This is a genomic window from Paenibacillus curdlanolyticus YK9, from assembly GCF_000179615.1.
Taxonomy (GTDB): domain Bacteria; phylum Bacillota; class Bacilli; order Paenibacillales; family Paenibacillaceae; genus Paenibacillus_T; species Paenibacillus_T curdlanolyticus.
This window is the reverse complement of sequence record NZ_AEDD01000006.1, coordinates 142,972-167,758: the sequence shown is the minus strand read 5'-3', so window position 1 is coordinate 167,758 and position 24,787 is coordinate 142,972. Positions and strand designations below refer to the sequence as shown.

Annotated in this window: 24 protein-coding genes; 17 read left to right on the top strand and 7 right to left on the bottom strand. The window is 52.0% G+C overall.

What is annotated here, in order from left to right:
• Positions 1-5: 5 nt before the first annotated feature.
• Positions 6-398 carry an 8-oxo-dGTP diphosphatase MutT gene (gene mutT / locus PAECUDRAFT_RS13000; RefSeq protein ID WP_006038553.1) on the top strand — a complete coding sequence of 131 codons (393 nt, stop codon included), beginning with the start codon at positions 6-8 and terminating at the stop codon, positions 396-398.
• 456 nt (positions 399-854) lie between these two features.
• Here the strand turns inward: mutT and PAECUDRAFT_RS12995 are convergent, their stop codons facing one another.
• Complete coding sequence (locus PAECUDRAFT_RS12995) at positions 855-1,457, bottom strand: transglutaminase-like domain-containing protein (protein ID WP_006038552.1); 603 nt, start codon at positions 1,455-1,457, stop codon at positions 855-857.
• Positions 1,458-1,725: 268 nt separating this feature from the next.
• On the opposite strand from PAECUDRAFT_RS12995, the gene PAECUDRAFT_RS12990 reads away from it, so the two are divergent.
• From PAECUDRAFT_RS12990 to PAECUDRAFT_RS24695, 8 genes are all read left to right on the top strand, one after another.
• Complete coding sequence (locus tag PAECUDRAFT_RS12990; protein WP_006038551.1) at positions 1,726-1,908, top strand: zinc ribbon domain-containing protein; 183 nt, start codon at positions 1,726-1,728, stop codon at positions 1,906-1,908.
• 189 nt (positions 1,909-2,097) lie between these two features.
• On the top strand, positions 2,098-3,081 hold the full coding sequence (locus PAECUDRAFT_RS12985) for a substrate-binding domain-containing protein (protein WP_006038550.1): 984 nt from the start codon (positions 2,098-2,100) through the stop codon (positions 3,079-3,081).
• Positions 3,078-4,601 (top strand): sensor histidine kinase, encoded by a 1,524-nt coding sequence (locus tag PAECUDRAFT_RS12980; RefSeq protein ID WP_006038549.1) that lies wholly within the window; start codon positions 3,078-3,080, stop codon positions 4,599-4,601. Before PAECUDRAFT_RS12985 ends, PAECUDRAFT_RS12980 begins: the two co-directional genes overlap by 4 nt.
• Entirely contained in the window at positions 4,573-5,904 is a 1,332-nt protein-coding gene (locus PAECUDRAFT_RS12975; RefSeq protein WP_006038548.1) for a response regulator, read from the top strand. Before PAECUDRAFT_RS12980 ends, PAECUDRAFT_RS12975 begins: the two co-directional genes overlap by 29 nt.
• A gap of 275 nt (positions 5,905-6,179) precedes the next feature.
• Positions 6,180-7,580 (top strand): sugar porter family MFS transporter, encoded by a 1,401-nt coding sequence (locus PAECUDRAFT_RS12970; RefSeq protein WP_006038547.1) that lies wholly within the window; start codon positions 6,180-6,182, stop codon positions 7,578-7,580.
• 119 nt (positions 7,581-7,699) lie between these two features.
• Entirely contained in the window at positions 7,700-8,260 is a 561-nt protein-coding gene (locus tag PAECUDRAFT_RS12965; RefSeq protein ID WP_006038546.1) for a hypothetical protein, read from the top strand.
• Positions 8,257-9,102 carry a nucleotidyltransferase domain-containing protein gene (locus tag PAECUDRAFT_RS12960; protein ID WP_006038545.1) on the top strand — a complete coding sequence of 282 codons (846 nt, stop codon included), beginning with the start codon at positions 8,257-8,259 and terminating at the stop codon, positions 9,100-9,102. Before PAECUDRAFT_RS12965 ends, PAECUDRAFT_RS12960 begins: the two co-directional genes overlap by 4 nt.
• A 156-nt stretch (positions 9,103-9,258) precedes the next feature.
• Entirely contained in the window at positions 9,259-11,847 is a 2,589-nt protein-coding gene (locus PAECUDRAFT_RS24695; protein ID WP_006038544.1) for an S-layer homology domain-containing protein, read from the top strand.
• A gap of 557 nt (positions 11,848-12,404) precedes the next feature.
• On the opposite strand, the gene PAECUDRAFT_RS12950 is transcribed toward PAECUDRAFT_RS24695, so the two are convergent.
• Both PAECUDRAFT_RS12950 and PAECUDRAFT_RS12945 read right to left on the bottom strand, forming a co-directional pair.
• Positions 12,405-13,223 (bottom strand): WYL domain-containing protein, encoded by an 819-nt coding sequence (locus PAECUDRAFT_RS12950; protein WP_006038543.1) that lies wholly within the window; start codon positions 13,221-13,223, stop codon positions 12,405-12,407.
• Complete coding sequence (locus tag PAECUDRAFT_RS12945) at positions 13,198-14,526, bottom strand: helix-turn-helix transcriptional regulator (protein WP_006038542.1); 1,329 nt, start codon at positions 14,524-14,526, stop codon at positions 13,198-13,200. Before PAECUDRAFT_RS12945 ends, PAECUDRAFT_RS12950 begins: the two co-directional genes overlap by 26 nt.
• A 175-nt stretch (positions 14,527-14,701) precedes the next feature.
• Here PAECUDRAFT_RS12945 and PAECUDRAFT_RS12940 point away from each other — a divergent pair, with 175 nt between their 5' ends.
• A complete protein-coding gene (locus PAECUDRAFT_RS12940; RefSeq protein ID WP_144266540.1) occupies positions 14,702-15,490 on the top strand; it encodes a nucleotidyltransferase domain-containing protein in 789 nt (262 codons plus the stop codon).
• Here the strand turns inward: PAECUDRAFT_RS12940 and PAECUDRAFT_RS12935 are convergent.
• The gene (locus PAECUDRAFT_RS12935) at positions 15,465-15,926 is read right to left on the bottom strand and encodes a hypothetical protein (RefSeq protein WP_144266534.1); all 462 of its coding nucleotides are present in this window, start codon (positions 15,924-15,926) and stop codon (positions 15,465-15,467) included. The genes PAECUDRAFT_RS12940 and PAECUDRAFT_RS12935 overlap by 26 nt on opposite strands.
• 90 nt (positions 15,927-16,016) lie before the next feature.
• Between PAECUDRAFT_RS12935 and PAECUDRAFT_RS12930 the strand changes: the two genes are divergently transcribed.
• Positions 16,017-17,243: an RtcB family protein gene (locus tag PAECUDRAFT_RS12930; protein ID WP_006038539.1), complete on the top strand. Its 1,227-nt coding sequence runs from the start codon at positions 16,017-16,019 to the stop codon at positions 17,241-17,243.
• 66 nt (positions 17,244-17,309) lie between these two features.
• On the opposite strand, the gene PAECUDRAFT_RS12925 is transcribed toward PAECUDRAFT_RS12930, so the two are convergent.
• Entirely contained in the window at positions 17,310-17,870 is a 561-nt protein-coding gene (locus tag PAECUDRAFT_RS12925) for a histidine phosphatase family protein (protein WP_006038538.1), read from the bottom strand.
• Positions 17,871-17,974: 104 nt separating this feature from the next.
• Here PAECUDRAFT_RS12925 and PAECUDRAFT_RS12920 point away from each other — a divergent pair, with 104 nt between their 5' ends.
• Positions 17,975-18,496, top strand: a complete 522-nt coding sequence (locus PAECUDRAFT_RS12920; RefSeq protein WP_006038537.1) for an ankyrin repeat domain-containing protein — start codon at positions 17,975-17,977, stop codon at positions 18,494-18,496.
• Positions 18,497-18,516: 20 nt separating this feature from the next.
• On the opposite strand, the gene PAECUDRAFT_RS12915 is transcribed toward PAECUDRAFT_RS12920, so the two are convergent.
• On the bottom strand, positions 18,517-19,140 hold the full coding sequence (locus PAECUDRAFT_RS12915) for a GNAT family N-acetyltransferase (RefSeq protein WP_407636292.1): 624 nt from the start codon (positions 19,138-19,140) through the stop codon (positions 18,517-18,519).
• Between the two features lie 204 nt (positions 19,141-19,344).
• Here PAECUDRAFT_RS12915 and PAECUDRAFT_RS12910 point away from each other — a divergent pair, with 204 nt between their 5' ends.
• From PAECUDRAFT_RS12910 to PAECUDRAFT_RS12895, 4 genes are read left to right on the top strand one after another with little or no spacing between them, the layout of a single operon-like run.
• Complete coding sequence (locus PAECUDRAFT_RS12910) at positions 19,345-19,989, top strand: HAD family hydrolase (protein WP_040712533.1); 645 nt, start codon at positions 19,345-19,347, stop codon at positions 19,987-19,989.
• 27 nt (positions 19,990-20,016) lie between these two features.
• A complete protein-coding gene (locus tag PAECUDRAFT_RS26575) occupies positions 20,017-20,697 on the top strand; it encodes a 4'-phosphopantetheinyl transferase family protein (protein ID WP_006038534.1) in 681 nt (226 codons plus the stop codon).
• A 21-nt stretch (positions 20,698-20,718) separates the two neighbouring features.
• Positions 20,719-21,006 carry a YciI family protein gene (locus PAECUDRAFT_RS12900; protein ID WP_006038533.1) on the top strand — a complete coding sequence of 96 codons (288 nt, stop codon included), beginning with the start codon at positions 20,719-20,721 and terminating at the stop codon, positions 21,004-21,006.
• 42 nt (positions 21,007-21,048) lie between these two features.
• On the top strand, positions 21,049-21,444 hold the full coding sequence (locus PAECUDRAFT_RS12895; protein WP_006038532.1) for an iron chaperone: 396 nt from the start codon (positions 21,049-21,051) through the stop codon (positions 21,442-21,444).
• Between the two features lie 462 nt (positions 21,445-21,906).
• Here the strand turns inward: PAECUDRAFT_RS12895 and PAECUDRAFT_RS12890 are convergent, their stop codons facing one another.
• Positions 21,907-22,110, bottom strand: a complete 204-nt coding sequence (locus tag PAECUDRAFT_RS12890) for a DUF378 domain-containing protein (protein WP_006038531.1) — start codon at positions 22,108-22,110, stop codon at positions 21,907-21,909.
• A gap of 328 nt (positions 22,111-22,438) precedes the next feature.
• Between PAECUDRAFT_RS12890 and PAECUDRAFT_RS12885 the strand changes: the two genes are divergently transcribed.
• Complete coding sequence (locus PAECUDRAFT_RS12885; protein WP_006038530.1) at positions 22,439-24,745, top strand: zinc ribbon domain-containing protein; 2,307 nt, start codon at positions 22,439-22,441, stop codon at positions 24,743-24,745.
• The last annotated feature ends 42 nt before the right edge of the window (positions 24,746-24,787 follow it).

The window sequence follows — 24,787 nt, the reverse complement described above, 5'->3', positions numbered from 1 at the left end:
AGAGGATGATTGAAGTAGCCGCAGCCATTATTGAAAATGAGCGGGGTCAAATCTTGATCGCAAGGCGGAAGAAAGGGAAATCCCAGGAGGGCATGTGGGAGTTTCCGGGCGGCAAGATTGAGCAAGGCGAGTCGGCTGAAGCTTGTCTTCGGCGAGAGCTTTTGGAGGAGATGCAGATTGAGATTCGCCCTTATGCGTATTTTGGCGTAAACGATCATTATTATGGGGCTACGCATATTCGATTAATAGCGTACATAGCGACTTATGTTAGCGGCGTGATCACGTTGGTTGACCATGATGATTATCGGTGGGTTAGGCGGGAGGAGCTGGGGGAGTTTGATTTTGCTCCGGCTGATGTGAGGTTTGTGGAGGCGTTGATGGGAAGAATGAATGATTGACTCGAAAAGAGGGGGGTTCCCTCTTTTTTTCACTAGGGGTGCGAAACCGCCGATCGGGTGCAAATAGGGAAGAAAAACCTTCCCTATGTGTGCGAAACCGCCGACCGAGGGCGAATAGGGAGAAAAACCTTCCCTATGTGTGCGAAACCGCCGACCGAGGGCGAATAGGGAAGCGAAACCTTCCCTATGTGTGCGAAACCGCCGGCCGAGGGCGAATAGGGAAGCGAAACCTTCCCTATGTGTGCGAAACCGCCGGCCGAGGGCGAATAGGGAAGCGAAACCTTCCCTATGTGTGCGAAACCGCCGACCGAGGGCGAATAGGGAAGAAAAACCTTCCCTATGTGTGCGAAACCGCCGGCCGAGGGCGAATAGGGAAGCGAAACCTTCCCTATGTGTGCGAAACCGCCGACCGAGGGCGAATAGGGAAGAAAAACCTTCCCTATTCTTTTCTCCCTCCTACAACCCAACCGGCAACCCGCTCGCATACATCACCCGACAATCCGTATGCGCTCGCAGCGACTCCATCGTCTCCGCCCGCGGCGACGCATAAATCACCGGATAGTCCACTTCCTCATACTCCCCGCGTATCGCAAAAGCGAGACGTTCCTCGTCCAGTGAAAACTGAGCATCCACACCCTGCTTGTTCCCGCGCGCATCAAGCCGAATCCACCGATCTAACTCCTTCATATACACCGCATTGAGCGCGTGTACCACATAGCCGGTATCCGGTGTATCGCCTAGCGTAAGCCGCTGATAACAGAACCCTGCGGGTATGCCGCGGGCTCTTAGCAATGCGCATAAGAGATTGGATTTGGCATAGCAAATCCCTTCGCGGTATTGCAGCACATCTGAGGCGCTGCATGTAATGCGCGAGCTCTGAATGTCCCACGAGTGCGAGACGGCATCGCGAACGAATTCGAACGCATTTTTCGCATAGGTAATGTCGTCGGGCGACTGGCTAGCCAACTGCGCCGCTAGCTCCTGAATGGAAGCATGGCTGTAATTGACGTATTCACTTTCAACGAGATAATCTTCTATTAAACTGGATTCACGATTCACGATAATCCCCCTAACATGAGTGCGAGATGAGGTTTACATCGAACAGATGGTTACATACATCGAACCTTCTGTCTCATGTATGTTCGTATATTTATACAACAAAACGATTATATATCCAAAACGATCCATCCATCAAGCGCTTATCGCTTCGCTCCGATCATTTTATTTTGCCGTATACGACCGCACCTCTGGGCGATTATAATGTTTGAGGCTATGCCTTATACTTTCTAAGCACTTACCAAGCAACATGAGGAGGATCAACATCTCAATGACGACAATTGCTCAAGCCTATAAAAACTGCCAAAGCTGCGGCATGCCGCTCGCGCGTGACGAACAGAAGGGCGGGACCGAGCGGGATGGCTCGAAAAGCGCCAAATATTGCAGCCACTGCTACCAGCATGGCGAATTTACGATGCCGGATATGACGGTGGAGCAGTGCGGGATTTGGTGAAGGGGAAGCTGGGCGAGTTCGGGTTCCCGAAGTTCATAAGAGGCTTCTTCACGCGGGGCATTCACAAGCTGGAGCGTTGGTCGAAGCAGTAGCAGCCAAAGCCAATCAGCTTGCAAGGATCTGGATATACTATATAGAGGGCTTCCCCGCAACATGGCGGATGTCGGATTAGAAGGAGGGCCCTCACGAATGCAGAACCGCATCTGGAATGTCGGTCTTATTATACTTGCGATCACGTTCGCGGGATTGCTGTCGGCTTTCGCGATCACGATTTTACATACACGAGAGCTGGCGGAGCAGCTGGAGCATAAGAACGGACCGGCGGCGTCCATCGATCAAATGCGGGTTGCGCTCATTTCGCAGGAGCTGGACAATCCGTTCTGGCGCTCGGTGGAGACAGGCGCACGGACAGCAGCAACCGAGTATGGAATGGAGCTAACCTATATGGGGCCGCTGCGGATTAATCCGTCGGAGCAGTCACGGCTGCTGGAGAAAGCGATTGCCCAAGGGTTCGACGCGCTGCTCGTTCAAGGGCTGAACGATCCGGTATACGCTCGCTTGATCGGGCGAGCATCGGCGAGCGGCATACCGGTCATTACGATCGATGCGGATGAGCCGGGCAGCAAACGATTGGCGTATGTCGGGACGGATAATTGGCAGGCGGGCGAAGCGATGGGGCAGCTCGTCACGCGAATGGCGGGCCAGCAAGGACGAATCGGCGTGCTGCTCGGCAGCGAAGCGACGAATATGAAGCTGCGGCTGGCGGGATTCCGGAGCGTTGTGAATAAAACCCCCGGGTTATCCATCGCAGACGTGAGAATCTCCAATATCTCGCGGCTGCAGGCAACGGAGCAGACGACGGATATGCTGAACAAGCATCCGAAGCTGCTTGCGGTTGTTGGGTTTAGCGCATTGGATGGCGTCGGTATCGCCGAGGCGGTGGCGAAGGAGCAGGCTAGCGATCAGCCCCGCGTGTTCGCGTTCGACGATTTGGCGAATACGCGCCAAGCGATTCGGGAATGCCGGATCACGGCCGCTCTTGTGCAGCAGCCTGCTCGGATGGGGCAGAAGGCGATCGAGCTGCTGCATGATTATATGCAAAATGGCGAAGTCGCGGCGGCGATTCATTTTACGAAAACGAATGTGCTGGATGAGCTGGGGGCATGCCGATGACGATAAGGACGAAGCTGCTCCTTATTATTCCGCTGCTCGTATTGCTCGCAAACACGGTGACGTTGTTTCTGTTCCAAAGCTCGACCGTCGTCCAGCGCGGTTATGACCGGATGATGGATCGGGTACTGGCTTATAGGGAAGCTGTTCAAAATGCAGAGCGCTCCACGCAATCGCTATATAGCTATCTGCTGGACCCGAATCCGCAAACGCAAGCGGAAGCCCGCCGACAGCGCGATGCGTTGTTGCACAGCCGCGAGCGAATAGGCGCGCTCGGACAAGATGCTGCGCGTGCGTCTACAGCCGCCAACTTCCTTCACTTGCTAGATGTGCTGAAGCGGCAGCAACTGGCGGCGGAATCGGCCTCTGGAGCGGAGTCGCCAAGCGTTGCGCTGTCGCTCTACACCGAGGTGGAACAGACGGAAGGCTTCGTACGGGAGGACGGCCAGCGGTTGATTGATCTGGAATTGAGCAGCGACCAGCCGGTATTCCGTGAGATTCAGCTAGCGAACGTTCGCATGAACCGATTGGGCGCTGCGGTCATCGCGATTCAGACGCTGCTCGGCGTTGGGCTTGCCTTCTGGGTGTCTCGCAGCGTGACGGAGCCCGTGGGAAGGCTGGTTCGCATGGCGAAGGGGATCTCGGAAGGGCGGTCACAGCAGGAGCTGGAGCCGCTGCCCCCTGTAACGAAGGACGAGCTGGGCGTCATGACAGGGACGTTTCTCCAAATGGTTGCCTCGCTGCAAGAAGCAGCAGAGCGCGATAAAGGCAGGCTGGAGCAGGAGCGATTAGTGAAGGAGCTGGAGCTGCAGTCGCTGCAAAGCCAAATCCAGCCGCATTTTCTGTTCAACTCGCTGAATGTCTTATCCAAGCTCGCGCTGCTGGAAGGGGCGGAGCGGACGTCGGATCTGATCGTGTCGATGTCCAAGCTGATTCGGTACAGGCTGCGCAAAATGGACGAGCCCGTCACGCTGCGCGAAGAGCTCGGGCATGTGATGGAGTATGTGACCATCCAGCGCGCGCGGTTCCAAAATCGGGTGTCGTTCGAGACGGACATCGATGACACGACATTATCGGCTCCGATTCCGGCGTTAACGATTCAACCGCTCGTCGAAAATGCGTTCGTCCACGGCATTGAGCAGCTGGAATCCGGCGCTGCCATTCGGCTTTCGATTCATCGCGATGGATTGGATGTCGTCGTTGCGGTAAGCGATAACGGTGAGGGCATAGATGAGGAGACAAGACAAGCTTTGCTGCAATTAAGCTATGCTCCGCATAGGCCTGGTGGCGGCCTGGAGGAGCGGTCGCTGGCGCAGCCGGACCAGTCTCAGAGACAGCCTAAGCCGTCCACGGGCATTGGGACGCGCAATGTATTTCGACGGCTTCAACTATTCAGCGGGCATAGTGAGAATACCGTGGACATAAAAAGCAAGATCGGAGAAGGAACGACGGTTACCATCCGAATTCCTTGGCTAGATGAGGGGGATAAAGTCGATGTATCGCTTGCTGATCGCGGACGATGAGGCGCTGGAGAGAGAAGGGCTGGAATGGATCGTGAATCGGATGCTGCCCAATCAATTCGAAATTATCCATGCCGAGAACGGGAGAAGGGCTATTGAGCAGGCTGAGGAGCGCCGACCGCATATCGTGCTGATGGATGTCCAGATGCCGGGCATTCAAGGGCTGGAGGCGCTGCGCGAAATTCGGAGCATGCTGCAGGACGTTAAGCTGGTGCTGGTAACGGCGTATGATTCATTTGCGTATGCGCAGGAGGCGATTACGCTCGGCATTTCCGAATATATCGTCAAGCCGGCTAGCCGGGATCAAATGGCGAAGCTGCTTACGCGATTAGTGGAGGAGCTGGATCGCGAGCGGGAGAAGCGGGGGGAGCAGCTGGAGTTGAAAAGCCGGATGTCGACGATTCAGCCGCTCATCGAGAACGAGCTGGCGCTAATTCTGATGGTCGATCAGGCGATGGGCACGAGCCCGGAGACGTTAGCGGAATGGCTGGATTTTCGGCTGGATAAACAAGGGCGCTGCCTCGTAATAGCCTTCCCCGGCCATGATTCCTCCCTAGATCGGGGCCAGCTCTATGAGACGATTCGCCGATTGGCGAAGTCGCAGACGAGCTGCATTGTGAGCTCCATTCTAGAGCATCATCTTGCTTTGTTCGTTCATCAGCCGCAGGCTGCGGAGGATGGCGAGGAGGGGCTGAGCCGGTTGGCGGAAAAGCTGGCTGAGGCAGCACGGGCGCTGCTGCATATTGCGCCATCGATCGGTATCGGCTCGTTGCGAAATGGTGCGGAGGGCTTGCGCCACTCGTATTTTGAAGCAGTGTTCGCGTCCACTTATCCAGGCCGTGAAGGGCAAGTGTGCCTGTTCGATGATTTGAAGCAAGGCAAGCAGGATGCGGCATTGGCGGATGGAGTCGAGCTGTCGGAGGAGCGCCAGCGCAGCTACGTGCTGTCAGCCTTGAATCGCATCCGCGAGCTTCGCGAGGAGCAGACTGCGACCGTCATGGACCGGGCCATTGCTTATATCCTCGAACGTTTCACAGAGGAACTGTCGCTGGAGGATGTGGCGGAATATGTCCATCTGAACCCTTTTTACTTCAGCAAAGTGTTTAAGCAGCATGTCGGCGAAAATTTCATCGATTATTTGACCGGGCTTCGGATCGACAAAGCGAAGCGGCTGATCGAGGACAAGCAGCTGATCCTGAAGGAAGTATGCTATCAAGTCGGCTACAAGGACCCGAATTATTTTAGCCGCGTGTTTAAGAAGGTGACCGGCGTCACGCCGTCTGAATACCGTGCGCTGCCTCGATAGGCGTAATGTGGAAGTCCATGTTCATGAGACATGGACTTTTTTGCGCCTGCAGCACAGAATAATGCGGGTCGGTCTCGCCGAATGACCGTTATTCGTGATGCATGAATAGCTGTGCGGGAACAGCGCAAATTAGTGAAGATGATCGCAACACGGCTGCTTTCGAATCGATGCTATACTAAAAATCGCTTTCCAAGAAAGGTTGTCCTTCGGCAGTACGGAGGATGGGATATGCGCTGCAAGCAACGATTTTGAAAACAGAAAGGAATGCATAGATTATGGCACAAACGATAAAAGCGTCAGCATCCGAACCAAACATGCGTTACGTAACGCTCGTGTCCATCATTGCCGCACTGGGCGGGCTGTTGTTCGGCTTCGATACGGCGGTTGTTTCGGGCGCAATCGGCTTCATGCAGGACAAATTCGATCTGAACGGCGTTCAGACCGGCTGGGCTGTATCGAGCTTGATTATCGGCTGTATCGTCGGCGCTGCTGCGTCAGGCTGGCTAAGCGACCGGTTCGGACGTAAAAAAGTACTGATCGCCGCAGCGCTGCTGTTCACGATCGGTTCGATTTTCTCGGCTATACCAGATACGTTCACGGGCTATATCATTGCTCGGATGATCGGCGGGCTTGGCATCGGGATTACCTCCACGTTATGCCCGCTATATAATGCAGAGATCGCGCCCGCGCGCTATCGCGGACGGTTGGTTGCGTTCAACCAGTTCGCAGTCGTTACGGGTATTTTCCTTACGTACTTCATCAACTCCGGCATCGCTGGCGCTGGCGACGACGCATGGGACATCTCCACGGCTTGGCGCTGGATGTTCGGCGTCGGCGCGATTCCGGGCATTTTGTTCCTGGTTATGCTATTCTTCGTGCCGGAGAGCCCGCGTTGGCTGATCAAGCAAGGCCGTCCGGAAGAGGCGCTCAACATCTTGCTTCGCATTCACGGAGAGGATGCGGCCCGCCAGGAAGTATTGGAGATCAAAGCGTCGTTCAACGAAAAGCAAGGCTCCATCCGCGAGCTGTTTAAGCCCGGACTGCGTTTCGCGCTCATTGCGGGCGTCGGGATTGCTGTCCTGCAGCAGATTACGGGGATTAACGCGATCATGTACTATGCGCCAGAGATTTTGAAATCGACCGGAGCAGGCACGAACGCTGCGCTGATCCAAACGATTCTCGTTGGCTTTATCAACTTTGCCTTTACGATTTTATCGATCTGGCTGATCGACAAGGTGGGACGCAAGGCGCTGCTGCTCGTCGGTTCGTCGGTTATGGCGCTTAGCCTGTTGTTCATCGGCATCGTGTTCCATAGCGGACACGCTACAGGCCCGTGGGTGCTGGTGCTGCTGCTCGTTTATGTCGCGGCATTCGCCGTTTCGCTCGGCCCAGTCGTCTGGGTGCTGCTTGCCGAGATTTTCCCGAACCGCGTACGCGGCATAGCGATTGCCATCGCATCGATGGCATTATGGGTAGCGGATTACGTCGTGTCCCAGTCATTCCCGCCGCTGCTGGATTCCGCTGGACCAGCGGTCACGTACTGGATCTTCGGAGCGCTGTCGCTCGTGACGGTTATCTTCACATGGAAGTTCATTCCGGAGACGAAGGGCAAGTCGCTTGAGGACATGGAAGACGTATGGAATGAAATGAGCCGTAAGGGTTCGACGAGGGGTTAAATCATAAATCCGGGAGCTTCGCCTGCGGGCGAGGTTCTCGGATTTTTTGTTTGGCGTAAACTTGTAGATGGTAATATAAAACAGATTGAGTGAATGGTTTTTGCTAAGGGGTGAAGAGCGTGCAGGAGTCCAAGTTCGAGATTAGGTTTGAAATTTTCGAGGACGATATCGAAGAGCTGAGAGCGATGGATGTTAAGACGTTCGATAAGGAGTTTCATGAAATCTACGGTCCATTCACGATGCGGGTTGACGGTCATGAATGGATCCCGTATCCGTCGGATGGGCTGCCTTTATCTGCGAAGCGCATTTACTCAGAGCTTATATTAACGCATTTTAACCTGCTAGTTGATGTTCTGGCTGCGCTGGATGCACATACGTATGTCGCATTAAAGTATATCGAGAATAGCTGGACATGGTTTGTATTCGAAGCGCATGCGGATCAATTATCATTAAGCAAGCTGAAGGCTGAGGAAGGTAGCTGCACAGGGTTGATTTGCACCACTCCTTCGCTTCTGAAAGACGCGCAGGTGCAAATTACTTCAATTTTCCGAATCGCGAGGAGCGAATTCGAACAAGAAATTAAGGATGCTATTACGCGTCTTATGGCACAAATCAGGGCAATCAACCTTCCCTTGCTGGAATCCCACTATTTTCGAAAGGTGAGGCGGTTTCTTCGATGAAGTTGCAATCCAACATCAATTCTACAATAGATCAAATCATATCCCTTTATTTAAACAGCGTGAATCGTAGCTTCCCTCATTTGCTTGAAGGTTTTTATCTATATGGTTCCATCGCTTTGGGGGACTATTCGCTGGAGCTTAGCGATATTGATTTTATTGCCGTAACGAAAGAAAGATTGCACGATGCGGAGGTCGCAATACTGAATCAGGTTCATCGTGAAATCGAGTCCAAATACAAGAAACCTAACTTGAACGGCATCTATTTAACTTGGAGCGATCTAGGTAAACTTCCGGAGAACACGCAGCCTTTCCCTTATTTTTGCGATGGCGTTATGCATCGTTCAGGTTATTTTGAGTTGAATTTGGTCCCTTGGTATGAATTGAAGGTCCACGGCATCAGGATCATCGGTCCGGACATATCGACGCTGGAGATAGAGGTGGATTTTGAACAACTGTTATCGAGCATGCATCAAAATTTAAATGAGTATTGGAAAAATTGGATTCGCAAATCGAGTAAACGATTTTCCCTTGCATCGTTAGCGCTTTACTTTAGAAGAGCTGATATAGAGTGGGGCGTCTTGGGAATTACGAGATTATACTATACGTTCCGAGAGCAGCAGATCACATCCAAAGCCGGGGCAGGGGAATATGCTTTAAAGGTTGTCCCTGCACGGTGGCATCGTGTCATTCAAGAGTGTATCCATACAAGGCGGGGAGAAGCCAAATCGCTGTATGTATCGAAAATCCAACGAAAGAAAGATGCATTAGGTTATATGAATTACATGATGAGTGAGAGTAACAAGATATTCAATTCTATAATAAATAAACGATGTGAAAAATAAGGCGGATTACTCGAATCGAGTGATCTGCCTCTTTTATTTCTTAAGAAATCTTAGGTTGTTCAATATACACTGAGATGTTAATATTTTCTTTGTGCTAGAGTAATATATTATTCAAGTTTTTGGATTCTAATCATCATGCGGTAGTGGAGGAGAACAATGAAGAAGTTTAGAAGCATATTATCCGCTTTGCTCGCAGTGAGTCTTGTATTTGGCACATTGCTTGCTTCGGTATCGGCAGCATCCTCGGAGAATGTAGACAAGCACTGGGCGGCAGGCACGCTCAAAAAATGGCTGGATGCCGGACTCATTCAGGGATATCCGGACGGCACGGTGAAGCCGGATGCGCCAGTGACGCGCGGGGAATTCGCGGCGCTGTTGAATCGCGCTTTTGGGCTGAAGGATGAGGCTGCTAGCGTATCCTTTAACGATTTGCCGACCACAAACTGGGCTTATCATGAGATCGCAGTTGCAGTAAAAGCAGGCTACCTGCAAGGGACAGGCGGCGGCAAAGTATCCCCTGCACAAGCAGCGGCTCGCCAAGAAGCTTCCGTAATGGTGGCAAACGTGCTGCATCTCGATACGAAAACGAATACGGATGTATCGCAGTTCAAAGACGCGGCGCAGATCGCGGACTGGAGCAAAGGAGCTATCGCAGCGCTTGCTTCCAAACAAATCGTCAAAGGCGACGAGCAAGGCAACTTCCGTCCGAAAGCGTCGATCACGCGCGCGGAAGCAGTCGTTGTGTTGGATGCGGCTTTGGAGCTTCAAAACAACAGCGCGACGAAGACGTTTGATAAAGCTGGCGTCTATGGCTCGGCTGACAAGACGGAAACGATCGATGGCAATGTCGTCATTTCGGCCGCAGGTGTAACGCTGCAAAACATGGTCATTACAGGTAACCTGACCATCGCGAAGGAAGTAGCTGAGGGCGATGTGACGCTGAAGAATGTAACAGTGAAAGGCACGACGACGGTTAATGGCGGCGGCCCGAACTCCATTCATTTGGAAGACTCGGTACTGCTTCGCATCATTGTAGATAAAGCAACAGGCCGCGTACGGCTTGTCGCAATCGGCGCAACGACGGTGCAGGATGTGATCATCCAATCGCCGGTTAAAATCGAAGAGTCGCATGTAACGGACAGCGGCTTCAAAAACATCGAGCTGTCCAAAGCGCTGCCGAAAGACTCGAACGTAGAGTTGGTTGGACACTTTGAAAGCGTAGGCGTCATGGCTGCGAACATCCAGCTCAACATTCCGAGCGGAACGGTCGACAATCTGGATGTTGCTAGCGGCGCAGCAGGCAATACGATCAACGTGAGCAAAGAAGCGCAAGTGCTGAAGCTCATTCTCGATGCAGTTGCGAAGCTGATCGGTGAGGGCAAAGTCGACCAAGCGACGGTGAACGATGCGGCGAAAGGCTCGTCGTTTGAAACGAAGCCAGGTCAAGTGGACGGCTCGGCGAAAGACAGCATCACGACACCAGGTACGGCGGTTGTAATTGGCGGCGGCGGTGGAAGCACGGGCGGAAACAATAGCGGTAGCGATACAGGCGGGAATAACGGCGGAAACACAGGTGGCGACAATGGAGGCAACAATGGCGGAAGCACTCCGCCACAATGCACGGTGGACTGCGATGATGCGACGCTGCACTCGCTTTCGGTAACGGGCAGCGTATACATGGAGCTGGTACAACGGGACTTTGGTGTGGCTAAGGTTGGCATTGGCTTTGAAAGTAATATGCAGGACTACTCCGTCGATCTTGCCCAGAATTTCACGGAATCTGATGTTAATTTCACGGTCACTGCAGCCGCATATGCTAAGCTTAGTTATAGCTTAGTTTATGACGATGGAAATGAGATTAAGGATATTGCTGTGGGTGATCAAGGCACTTTCAATATTCATTTAAGGGAAAAGCACGACGCTACTGTGATGGTTACTGTTACCAACGCAAATGATAATCAGTCGTGGAATTACTACGTTAAATTTGTTTATCAGCGTGATCTTCAAGAAGCTTTCCGTATTTTTAAGCTCCCTGTTAGCCCAACTGAGACGTATCAATTTTTTGAAACAAGTGCTCTTGAAGAAGGTGACCATGTAGTGGTAACCGTACCTGCTGCGGATACGACAAAAGGACTTAAGATATCGGTGAATTTTGACTGTGGGAAGTATGGTTCTGGATACAATCTTGCAGATTACTCTAAAAATAACTTTTTCAAGCCTGTAAATACAATTGGAAAGCTACATGTAGTAGTGACACGTGCTGGTCAAGAGATTATGAATGGTGAATACCAATATGATCTTACTCCAGTTCCTCTTATTACAGATGGTACGGGTATTAATGCATCCCTTTGGACGCAGGAACAAATGAAGCAAGATGGTGCGGAAAATGCGTCTTATAGAATAGAGATCGACTTAGATAAGAATGCTAATCCCGCGCTTCAAAATGTGAAGTATATGGATGTTATGTATGAAGATAAAGTCTATACTAATATGGAAAAGCGTGTTTGGACTTATGAGGATTTTAAGACAAGCCAAAATAAATATGGGTTCACAGGTCCAACGCGTGTAGGGAACAATTCTTATCTTTTGACATCGTATGGATATAATGAGGTGCATGACAAGTTTGCCTATATCTTCTTATTTGATGAGCACAAAAAACTGATAGGATGTTATGTGCAAGAATTGCACTTTGATGCCGATCACGTCGGTGAAGGTGTAACAATCGTGCCGCCTGTGGTTAAATAATGTCTTCATCCCCCTTTTAGAGAGGGACTTTTTTCACCCGAGTTAAAAAAGTTTTAGAAGCATACTACCAGCATTGCTCGCAGTCAGCCTTGTGTTCCGCACATTGGCTAGTGTAAACAAAATAATCCCTCTCCTTTCGGAGGGGGATTATTTTGTTTAACAGCTTTTGCAGAGGGCTAACGGACAGGAAAGCCGTTATTCGATAAAAAAAGGTTACTTTTAAAATGTAACGGACACCAGTGACGCTATTTGCGTCCTTTCGCGCGGAAACGGGGTGTAGACAGGTGAATAACGGCGCTGGGGTCCGTTAGAATTTCCAAATGCGCGATTTCCGGCAAATAACGGCTGTTACGGTCCGTTAGCCACGGATGGAGGGGTCACGTCGGCAGCATCGTCCGTTAGCCGTGGGCAGAAGGCGCTCAGCCAACAGCAGCATACGGTCCGTTAGCGGTGGGCAGAATACGCTCGGTGGCAGCATGAGTCCATTAGCCGTTGCCCGAGGCCGGCGTTAGCAGCATAAGGCGCATCAGCAGCATCAGTCCCTCGGCACACCAGCGTTACTCCGCCCCATACCGTGCCAACGCCTTCGTCGACGCCTCCAGCATCCGCCGCTTCAAGTAATCTCCCTCCAACACGCGCACGCGCATGCCCAGAAAACGAATCTTCGAAAGCAAATATTCGCGTTCATCCAGCTGCAGGCATACCCGGACGCGATATCGGTCCTGTTCCTCATCGTACTCGACGTCCTTCTCGAAGCTGGAGAGAGCATAGAGAATACGGGACAGCTCGCGGTTGTACGCAGGGACGACCTCAATGAGTGCCACGGTTTTGCGCGACTCGAGTATCTGGTTGATTTTATGCAATATAACGGCCGGGTCAAGCGTCAATTCTTGCTCGGATTCGGTCAGCTCGGCAGCTTTGATTGTTTGCATGTTGTCCAGCTTGGTCTGCATGAAGGTGCGGCTGCGAACGTTATACCAGAGCAGGTACCATTCGCGTTTGACCATGGAATACTCCAGCCGATAGGGAAGCGCCAGCGGCGCGTCATTGATGGTTCCGTTCTTGGTCTTGTAAGTGAGCCGGATGAATGTCCGCTCCGCGATATATCGGCGCAAAGGGCGCAGCAGCGGATGGTACACCTGCTTCTCCATGCTGCGGGCTTTCTCTACCAGATGCTCGGACGTATCCATCACTTGATCCTCGCCGAGCATCGCATGCAGCTTATCCAGCGTATCGGGATCGAAAGCGTCCGCAGCTGCGGGATGCTGCAGCATGGACTTCAGCCATGCGCGTTCATGCGAGGTGACGACGAAGGTGCCGGAGTCCTCCAGTCGGGAGATAATCTGGTAGTTAAAGATTTTCTCGAACAGGTTCATAGTACGACTGAATCTCCTTCCATTCGGCGATCATCTCGGCGCGAAGCTGGGCGGGCTCCAGCACTTCGCAGCTGGAGCCGAAGCTCCTCAGCCATGGCTTGATTTCGGTGAGACCGTTAACGGTAATCTCATAGACGAAGGACTGCTCATCCTCCGCTACAATCTGCCCCCACTGCCCTTGCAGCAGCACCCGGTCCTTGACGAAGTTAAAGCGAGGCTCTACGGGCTCCGGGTTATAAAATCTGGCGCGCACCGTTACCGGCCAGCCTGTGTCAATGAGCCAACTGGACTTCATGCGATCGTCCAACGCCTGACGCCGCGCCTCGAACACCTGCTCAGCCGCCGGCTCGCCCTCTTCGATCTGCGTCATGCCTTCCATCCGATACTTTTGAATGCCCTCGCGGCCGTTCGTGAGTAAATACCATCGGCCATATTGGTGATCGTAGATGACCCTGATCGGCAGCTGCTGATGCACGTTGCCTTCGACTGCCCGCTCGAACAGCGGATTTGTATTTTGAGAGCTATAACTTTTCTCGGACTTCGGCGAAAAATAGCGGAATCGTACCGTTCGGCGGTGTCGGATCGCATGCAGCAGCGTGAACAGATGCGCTTCGTCCAGAATGCGCGAGTAATAGTGGTATTTGTATAAAAAAGGCTCGGTCGCCAGCTTCTCGCCATCGCTCCGCATAAGATGCTTTTTCAGCCCGTCCCGCAGCAAGTAGCCCTGCACCGAGGGAACCTGCGTGTTCGCCATCACGTCGACGAAGTCGTAGAGATCGATGAGCTCCTTATCCGACAGCGTTTGTACAAGCTCATGCTGAATGCGATAGCGGAACGGGCGAATGCCCGGCTCGCGTCTGATGGCGCCGACCTCTTCCAAGTATTTCAGATCGGACCGAATCGTTTTCTCGTCAGGAAGCGGCAGGTCGGCAGGCAGCCCGCTATAGCAGATGTCCAGCAGCTCCATCGCCGTCATCGCTTGCTCCTTCATCGCACCGAGCAGCAGCGAGAGGCGCTGGCTCTCGGACTCCTTCACCGACTTGGCGCGGAAGAGGAACAAGAGCATTGGATCGGTCGAATCATAATAGCTGTATCGAATCGCTTCTGCGAATTCTTTGCCCTGCTCCTGCGGTAGCTGCTGCTGCATCGTGCTTACGATATCTTTAAGCTTGCGAATCGTCTTATCGAACGTATGGACTGAGATGCCGAGCCGCTCGGCGAATTGCTGTCTGCTGAATGCGCCGCTCGTCAGCACAAGCATGCGCAGAAATTGGATCTCTTTATCGAAGCTTTCTTTAGCCATGCGCTATCCCCCGTTTCCCATCTTTTCATTGTAACAGGCAAGGAATCGATCTGGGTAGATTGGAAAACTTTCTCTCCATCGTAATACTTTCACCATGTTCGCTGCGCGTGAAATCATCGATTATAGATACAGAAGGAAATAATAAGAAAGAGAAAGGGAGGTCTACATGACAGAAATGACTTGCATGAAGGAGCAAATCGTAGAGGAACTGAAACGAGTGGAGAAAGAAGAGAATGTGCGTATCCTGTATGCATGCGAATCAGGCAGCCGCGCGTGGGGCTTCCCGTCCAAGGATAGCGATTACGACGTTCGTTTTCTATATGTCCGGCCGCTGGAATCCTACCTCTCCATCTTCGACAAGCGCGATGTGATCGAACGCCCGATCAGCAACCTGCTGGATATTTCGGGATGGGATTTGAGGAAGGCGCTCATGCTGTTTCGCAAATCGAACCCGCCGCTGCTGGAATGGCTGCAATCGCCGATTCCCTATATGGAGGACTATACCGTGGCGGAGCAGATCCGTCGCTTGTCACCACTGTCGTTCTCGCCGCGATCCTGTATGCACCACTATTTGCATATGGCGAGAGGGAACTATCGGACCTACTTAAGGGATGAGCAAGTGAAGATTAAAAAATACTTCTACGTGCTTCGTCCGATCCTCGCCTGCGAGTGGATTGAGCAGCATAACACGATACCGCCGATTGCTTTTCAAGCATTGATCGACGAATTTATGCCTGTAGATAGCGAGCTTCGGAAGGTGATCGACCGTTTGCTGCACCGCAAGATGGCAGGCGATGAGCTGGATTACGAGCCGAGAATCGATCTGATCAACGCTTATGTAGAAGAGCGGTTAGGCTGCTTCGAGCGCATCGCTCCAGAAGCGAGCGCAGCTACGTTCGATCAGGATGAGCAGCTGGATAAGCTGTTCAGGGCAGCACTTACAGAAGCTTGGAGGATGACGTAGCTTCGGAATCTTTCAGCCTTCTGTTTTGAACCCGGGCAACGATATGTTTCAGCTGCAAACCAATCCATAACCATACGGTAGGCAGTATGAATTGCCAGAAGGTTATCGATGGATCAAGGGAGAAATGGAAGGCTTCGGAGAAAGTGATCGCGTGCAAATTATAAAATAAGAAAAAGAACCAGTTGAATCCCATTTTGCTTGGAAACGTCAGCACGTACAGCCCGATAAACAATCCGATGATGCTGACGGCTGTGACGGAGAGAAGATTAGCAAGCATGGACTTTAACGGCTGGAGAAACACATAGCCGAGCGCGATATAGGCGACGATGGTGAAGGGGAGTACCCCGATGGGCGTTGCATGTAAGAAATAAAGCATGCCGCACATGACAAGGACGAACAGATGTATGCCCACCGAACGAATGTTATTATCCGACAAAAGCGCATCCCCCTCTTTGTAGGTGATTTCCCATTTATTCACTACGTCCATTATAACGTAATTCATCGATTCAGGAGTGAAATTAATCATATGGCTTATCAAACAATAAACGGCGTCCGTGTCTGGGGAGCGCCAGACGAAGGCGCGTTATCGCAAGCGAGAACTTGCGCAGAGACGGGCAACGTCGTCCAGGCGCTGCTTATGGCGGATCATCACAAAGGCTATAGCCAGCCAATCGGCGGCGTTGTCGTCTATGACGGCCAAATCTCCCCCTCCGGCGTAGGCTATGATATCGGCTGCGGCAATAAAGCGGTGCGTACGTCGCTGCATGTAGATGATATCAAGCATCAGCTGCCCGCGATCATGGATGAAATTGCGCGCCGGGTTTCGTTCGGCATGGGGCGCGTCAATAAAGACAAGGTCGATCATGAGCTGTTTGACGACCCGGACTGGGCGGTCTATGCAGCCATAGGCGAGCAAGAGCATGACAAGCTCAAAGCGTTGGCGCGCGAACAGCTCGGAACGGTCGGCAGCGGCAATCATTATGTCGATCTATTCGAGGAGCCGAAAACGGGACGGATATGGATCGGCAACCATTTTGGCAGCAGAGGGTTCGGCCATAAGACGGCGAGCGGGTTCATGAACCTCGCGGTAGGCAGAGCATTTTTCGGCAAATCGCCAGGCGAGAAGATGGAACAGCCGCCGATCTTGCTTGATCTTAGCAGCGAGCTTGGCGACATGTATTACCGCGCGATGAAGCTTGCGGGACGCTACGCCTACGCGGGGCGTGATTATGTCATCGACGAGGTGCTGTCTATTCTGGGAGCGGCAGCGGATATGGACGTGCATAATCATCACAATTATGCGTGGAAGGAAAAGCATAACGGCAAGGAAGCCGTCGTCGTTCGCAAAGGGGCAACCCCGTCCGCGCCTGGGCAGGTCGGCTTTATCGGCGGCAGCATGGGCGATATTTCCGTCATCGTGCGAGGCAAGGATACGGCAGAAAACCGCGAAGCCTACTATAGCACCGTACACGGAGCGGGCCGCATTATGAGCCGGACGCAGGCTGCGGGCAAGATGAATTGGAAAACGCGCAAGCGCATGGGCGGGGAAATCTCGACGCGCCGCATGGAGGACGCGATCCGGGCATTTGGCGTTGAGCTTCGCGGGGCGGGCACGGACGAGAGTCCTTTTGTTTACCGGAAGCTGCAGGACGTGCTCGACGCGCATGCCGAAACGATTGAGGTCATGCATGTGCTGAAGCCGATCGGGGTGTGCATGGCGGGGGCAGATGAGTTCGACCCGTATAAAGACTAAGCGAAACAAAGCGGCAGGCCCGATCGGCGGACTGCCGCTTTTTCACCGTTGCACTAAAGCGTTCAACTATTCTCTGCTCCAAATCCGGGTTACATCGGTAAGCTTAAGGTCTGTGAAGGTTAGTTTATAAATGTCGGGGATGTCCATCTTCTTCCAAAACAAAAAGTCATAGCGTACATCCAAGCGGTTCATGATCAGCGCCATCATATTGCCGTGGGTGCCGATTGCAATGCTCTGGCCTTCGTATTGCTGCAGTACTTCGTTGAGCGCTTGCATGCCTCGACGCTGCGCAGCGAAGTTGGATTCGCCGCCTTCCCAGCTGAACGAATAGTCCTCCCACACCCTGGCTATTGCGGTATCAAAATTATCGACAGGGTTTTCCGCCAGCTTTCTTTCTTTGAAGTCTTCCACCGTTGTAATCTCGATGCCAAGCAAGTCTGCCAGGCCTTCGATCGTCTGGATGGCGCGTTTGTAGGGGCTTGCGAGCAGTACGTTAATATTCTCATGCTGCAAAAGTGCGGTTACTCGCTGGGCATCTTGTTGTCCGCGTTCGGATAAAGGGCGGTTGCGTTCATCGGCTGAATACGTTGAATGGGCATGTCGTACGAGATAGATGGTTGTGCGCAAGCGAGGTCACCTTCCAATATTAAAGTCTTCGATGCAGGAGAATGGGTAATTCATCCAGAAGCATTACACCAATGATAACATGAATTGTTAGGGAGGAATAACCAATGGAGTTAAATGACATGATTCAAGAGCTTTTTCAAGCGGCCAAATCAGGAGATGCACTGCGTTTGCAAGCCATGCTGGAAGCTCATCGGCAGCTCGCGAACATGGAAAATGCCGACGGGCTGACTCCGCTCGGGTATGCTGCTCATTTTGGGAACAAGGAGGCGGTGCAAATTTTGCTCGATTACGGGGCAGAGGTCGACGCCGTCTCGCATTCCAAAGTTTCATTTATTCCGTCCAATACCGCGCTGCACGCAGCCATTGCGGGAGAGCGAAAGCTGGATGTCATCCGGCTGCTGCTGGACCACCAAGCGAACACGACAATTGCTGATAGCAACGGACATACCTGCCTTCACAGCGCGGCGTTCCATGATGATAACGTGGAGCTGCTTCGTTTGCTGATCGAGCATGGCGCTGACGTGAATGCGCGTGTTGAAGGCGGCGATACGGCGTTATCGATTGCCGTCCAGCGAGGAAACGCGAGTGCAGCGGAGCTGCTGCGCCAGCATGGGGCGGTTGAGTAGCTGTGCAGTAGGTTGTTTTACTAGGGTTGCTGCGCCGCAGGGCGGTTGTTGAATTGGCTGAACACCGTGCGTTGTAGCACCAGCCATTCTGATCTAATAATGCTGTAATAGATGTCATCGCGACAATTGCCGCTAGCATCGACGTAATTACTTCTAAAGTACCCCTCCTGCGTGGCGCCCAGCTTAAGAACAGCCTTTTGTGAGCGAAGGTTGTCGGCATCTACACTAAACTGCACGCGGTTGAACATCATTTCCTCAAAGGCGAAACGTAATAGCTCGAATTTTGCAGCCAAGTTGACATGCGTTCCCCTAAAGGGTTTGCCGTACCATGTCCAACCGATTTCAAGACGTTTATTATGAAAAATGATGTTCCCGAATCGGGTCATTCCAGCAACTTGGCTGGTGAGCTTATCGATGACAATGAAGGGATAGGTTTGCTTCTCTTGCCGGTTGGCTAGCGCAGAGCGAATATACTTTTCTAGATCATGATCATCAACGATATGGTTTCCTGTATATTGTGTAATTTCTTTGTCGAAAATGATCGTTCTTAGCGCGTACGTATATTGTTCACTCAGTGGCACGAGCTTGACGAACTTATTTTCTAGTATAATTTCACGGTCAAAGAAAGCATTCAAATAGCACACCGCCTAAATATATTAGTGTTTTGTAAAACTATGGTTTAAAGATACTTCAAGAGCGGCGATATCCCCATAGAGAATCTGTATACAATTTTGCATCAATTCGTCGGAGGAACGCGGTGAAGGTCGGAGACGTATGGGTAGGTCAACTCGATGAACATGGCAGCCACGCGTAGGGTTTGCAACTAGCCGCATAGGAGGATTTACATGATTAAAGCAATCGTTTTTGATTTTGACGGGCTCATCATCGACACGGAGACGGAATGGTTCCATGCGTTCCAAGAGGCGATGGCGCGTTACGGCGCAGAGTTTCCATTCGAGTTTTTTGTGACGTGCATCGGCACGGTTGACGGTCGGTTAGAGGCGTTTATAGAAGAGAAGGCAGGCAAGGAAAATGTCGAGGCTATATGTAATCTTGGCAGGGAGCTTCATTTCGAGCGGATGAAAACGGTCGATATTCGAGAGGGCGTAAAAGAATATCTCGCGGAAGCGAAGGCGCTAGGGCTGCGCATCGGGCTTGCTACAAGCTCCCGAAGGGAATGGCCGGAAAGGTTTTTAAAGCAGCTTGGTATCAGGGATTATTTTGAGGTCATTAAGACGAGAGACGATGTTGAGAAGGTGAAGCCTGATCCTGCACTGTATTTGCAGGCGATCGAAGCTCTTGGGATTAATGCGGACGAAGCGATCGCATTCGAGGACTCGGCGCATGGGGCGAATGCTGCAATCGCGGCGGGCCTGCATTGCGTCATCGTGCCGAACGAATCGACGAAGGACATCGCGTTCGAGAAATATCATTTGCGAATCGGCTCGATGAGCGACATGAGCTTGGCGCAAGTCATTACCCATCTTACCTAAAATCGAAGTGCCGGTCGGAGGAGAGCCATGGTTGAGTTATTTGCAGTTCGAATCGAACAGAGGATCAGAGAAGCGGATTTGGCTCCCTTGATCCATCAAGTGTCAGAGGCGCGGCAAGCGCAGATTAAGCGTTATCGGTTTCAGGACGATGCGATCCGAAGCTTGTTCTCGGAGCTGTTAATTAGAAGAGTGCTGCGCGAAAAATATAACATCGACAACGACGACATTGTCTTCTCGTTCAATACATACGGCAAGCCAACGATTGCGGGGCCGATTGAGCAGCAGTATAACGTGTCGCATGCTGGCTCGTGGATCGTAGGGGCGATAAGCGCATTGCCGGTCGGCATAGATGTCGAAGCGATCAAGCCGATCGATATGGCCGTCGCGCATCGCTTTTTCTCTTCGGTTGAGTGCGGCCAGCTGGCCGAGCTGACGCCGGAGCAGCAGCAGCTTCGATTTTACGAGCTGTGGACCTTGAAGGAAAGCTACATCAAAGCCGTAGGCAAAGGACTATCTTTGCCGCTTAACTCGTTCTCGTTCCGCTTCCAAGCGGATGAAGGCCGTTATCAGCTGAAGGCGGACAATGGCGATGATGATTACGAAATCAGGCAGTTCGATCTGGATTCGGATTATCGTTTGGCGCTATGCAGTAAGGAGCGGGAGATTAACCGTCAGATCCATCAATGGTCAACGAGTGATTGGTTATAAATAGCGTGGAGGTGGGCAACGATGTATATCGTCTTAGTGAACTATATAAAGCCGTTGGATGAGGTTGATGTATATCTGGAGGAGCATATCGCATTTCTGGAAAAGCATTATGCGGAGAATCGCTTTATTGTGTCTGGTCGGCGTGATCCTAGAACCGGTGGCGTCATTATAGCCCAGGTCGAAGATGAGGATACGATCCGATCGATCATGCATGAGGATCCGTTTTATACGAACCATGTAGCGGAATTTGAGTTCATTAAATTCAGCCCTGTGAAATATGCAGAGGCGTTCTCGCCGTTTATTGTGTAGTTGAACAAGAGATCGAGTCCTCCCGAGGGCGAAGGAGCAGCAATGGAAGAGAACAAATCGGCTTATGAAACAATTGATGCGTACATCGGAAGCTTTCCGCCTGAGGTACAGGACGTGCTCCAAACATTACGGCGAGTTATCAGGGAAGCGGCGCCGGAAGCGATGGAGAAGATCAGCTACCAGATGCCGACGTTCGCGCAGAACGGCAATCTTGTTTATTTTGCAGCATATAAAAAGCATATTGGGTTCTATCCCACATCGAGCGGCATCGCCGCCTTCCAGCATGAGCTGGAAGCCTATAAGGTGTCCAAGGGAACCGTCCAGTTCCCGTTGGGCCAGCTGCTGCCGTACGAGCTGATCACCAGAATCGTGAAGCATCGGGTCGAGGCGAATCGGGAGAAGGCCGCGAGCAAGCGGACGAAGAAAACGGGCAAATAGCAGGCATGAGCGTGGCTGCCCACGCGCCGGAGCGTGAATAGGGAATAAAAATCTTCCCTATCCCGCCGGCCCACGCGCCGGAGCGTGAATAGGGAATAAGAATCTTCCCAATCCCGCCGGCCCACGCGCCGGAGCGTGAATAGGGAATAAAAATCTTCCCTATCCCGCTGGCTGACGCACCGCAGCGAGAATAGGGAATAAAAATCTTCCCTATTCCGCCGGCCCACGCGCCGGAGCGAGAATAGGGAATGAAAATCTTCCCTATCCCGCCGGCTGACGCGCCGCAGCGTGAATAGGGAATAAGAATCTTCCCTATCCCGCCGGCTGACGCGCCGCAGCGTGAATAGGGAATAAAAACCGGCCCTACGGGCAAAGAAAAGCCGCGTTTTCGAGAAACGCGGCTTTCTCTACAATCTGAAAGGCGGTGCAGAGAAGGAATCTCTGCACCGCCTTTTTGCTTGCTTACTCGTCTTTGACGACCTTCGTGAACAAAGCAAGCGAGTATAGCGCCGCTGCCCCTACGACGATGTATACGATCTTCGACCCGACCTCATCGGTCCCTCCAAAAATCTCGCTTACGACATCGTACTCGAATACCCCGACCGACAGCCAATTCAATCCTCCGAGGATGACAAGAATCAGACTGACCACATTAAGTGTCTTCATTCGGATGCCCCTCCTTATGGTTTTGCCATTATGCCTTGCGCCAATGCCGGAGGCGTTGGTTGTTCATTGTCATGTTATGAGAGCGTATTCCCCGATATTCCACTTGACGGGATGCGAGATGTCCTATGCTTGATTCATTTTGCGTACAAGCTGCAAATTGTTCATGAAACTTTGGTCCTACTAAAGTTATCTTAAAATCTGATTCTCTAGTATTGTTTTTCCAGATTTTGTGTTGAATCTTGTCGTAGATTTGGTGATAATAGGGAATGCGAGATCGATATCCAACTTTTGGTCAACTCATTCTACTATTGTAAAGGCAGGTTCAACCATGTTTTGTACGAAATGCGGGGTCAAACTAGACGAGAATACGAAGTTCTGCACCGGTTGCGGCAAGCCAGTAGCACCGCCAATAGATTCAAACGCTGCTAATGGCGCACACGTACAGCCAGCAGCGAATACACAAGCCGCACGGGTGGAAATGTCGAAAGCGGTTAGTGAAACGGCTGCAGCAGCGGCGGTGGCAGCACCGACGGCGGCGGCGGCAGCACCAACAGTGTCGGGGGCAAACTCCGCAGCGTCGGCGGCAAGCTCGACAACGACGGCGAGACCGGCGGCAGTAGCGCCAACGGCAGCGACTACCGCACCTGCACCGCAATCCGCGCCGCAACCGGCGAAAAATCCATCGCCTCTGCCCGAGAAGCTGCAAGGGCTAGTAAAAGCGCTGGCTGGCAAGCGCCGCTTGCTCGCGTGGTCGGCAGGCGTAGTGGTTGCCGTCGTTATCGCGTTCTTCGCGTATACGTGGCTATCGAAATCCGATAGCGAGGCGCAGCTATTTTATGTGAAGGACAACTCGATATTTTTCAAATCTGAAAGCATGAAGAAGAGCGTAGCGATCACGAAGGAGCTGCTGGATGACGCGGATAGCGAGGATTTCGATGGAGACTCGGGCATCCCGTCCTATACCCGAGTGAATCAAAGCCGCGATAAGCTGTTCTTCCTCGACGGGATTGACACAGAGGAGGGAACGGGCAGCCTCTACATGAAGAACTTGGGCGACGTTAGCGACAAGAACGAGGAGAAGGGCACGAGCATCTCCTCGAATGTTTCCAGCTTTAAGCTGGCGAACGACGGGAAGCTGGTCGCTTACCTGAAAGACGCCAACGACGAGAGCAAGCTCTATTACAACGATTTGAAGCAGGAGGTGCTCGTGGATCGCGATGTTTCCTCTTACTACGTATCGGATGACGGCAAGCAGCTGATGTATGTGGTGACGGATGAGGATGGCGCAGAAACCCTATACACGAGACCGCTGAAGGAAGATGGCACAAAGACGAAGATCGATTCCGATCTCCATCATATCGTGACGTATAAGGGAGATTTCAGCAAAGTTTATTATCAAAAGGTTGACGATGGCGAGGATCACAATGCCGGCACGTTATATGTCAAAGAGGCGGGCAAAGACAAGGTGAAGCTCGTATCCGGGTTCGATTCGATTGTGTCGTCCAGCAGCGAAGGCCGCTTCTACTATACGAAGCAGGATGCTTCGATGGTGCACTTGTACGATTTTGTCAACGATGACATGCTCAGCGAGGACCAGAAGACGACCGAACCGACCGAACCAATCGAGCCGTCTGAAACGAGCTTCCAACGTCAGGTAGCGCAAACCGGTTATTTTGGCGATATCTACTATGACACTGTCACGGATTATGATGCGTACAACGCGGCCTATGAAAAATACCAGAAGGCATACGACAGCTATTCCATCGCAAACGACAAGTATCAGGCGAAGGTTGAGCGGGACCAGTTGCGCGATGAGCTGAAGGCAGCCAAGCTGGAGAGTACCAAATCTTCCCTGTACCTGTTCGACGGGAAGAAGGAGCAGCTTATTGCCAAAGACGTAGACCGCACGTCGCTTTCGGATTTGAGCAGCGGCGTTGTCGTCTATAACAAAATCGCAGCCTCCAAAATGAAAAAAATAGCGATATCTACGATTTATAACACGTCCGAAGTCGAGTCGGCTTATCGGGATCAGGATCTATCCGATCCGAAGCTGTACATTTCCGTTAAGGGCGGCAAAGAATCGTTGTTCTGGGACAAGTCCGACTATACGGCCGATGTGAAGCTAAGCGATGACGGCTCGAAGCTTTATGTGCTGGAGAGCAAGGATGGGGAAGAAGCGGGCGAGCTGAAATCCTATTCGGTCACGTCAAACGGCGCGCAGGACAAGAAGACGGTTGCGAAGGACGTTGCGAAATATGCCGTGGCGGGCAGCAATCTGCTCTTCTACTCGAACGTCAAAGATAATGTGGGCGATCTGAACACGACGATCGATGGCGTCAACAACAAAATCGCCTCCGATGTGCAGGTCGGCTACACCCAGATTCTTGATGAAGCCCGCACGCTTGTATACTACTCGGATTTCAGCGAGAAGAGCCTGTCCGGTTCGCTTAATCTGTACGAAGACGGCAAATCCAAGAAGCTTGCCGATGATGTCTATGACTATCGTTACGTGAGTTCGGATCTGATCTACTATATTTCGGATTACAGCAGCAAAAACAGCTATGGCGATCTATGGGAGCTTCGCAAAACGAAAGATAAGAAGCTGATCGACGATCAAGTCAACTTCTTCCTCTAGGAGAACCAGCTCGTGCATCGCATCTGAATCTAAGTTAGGAGA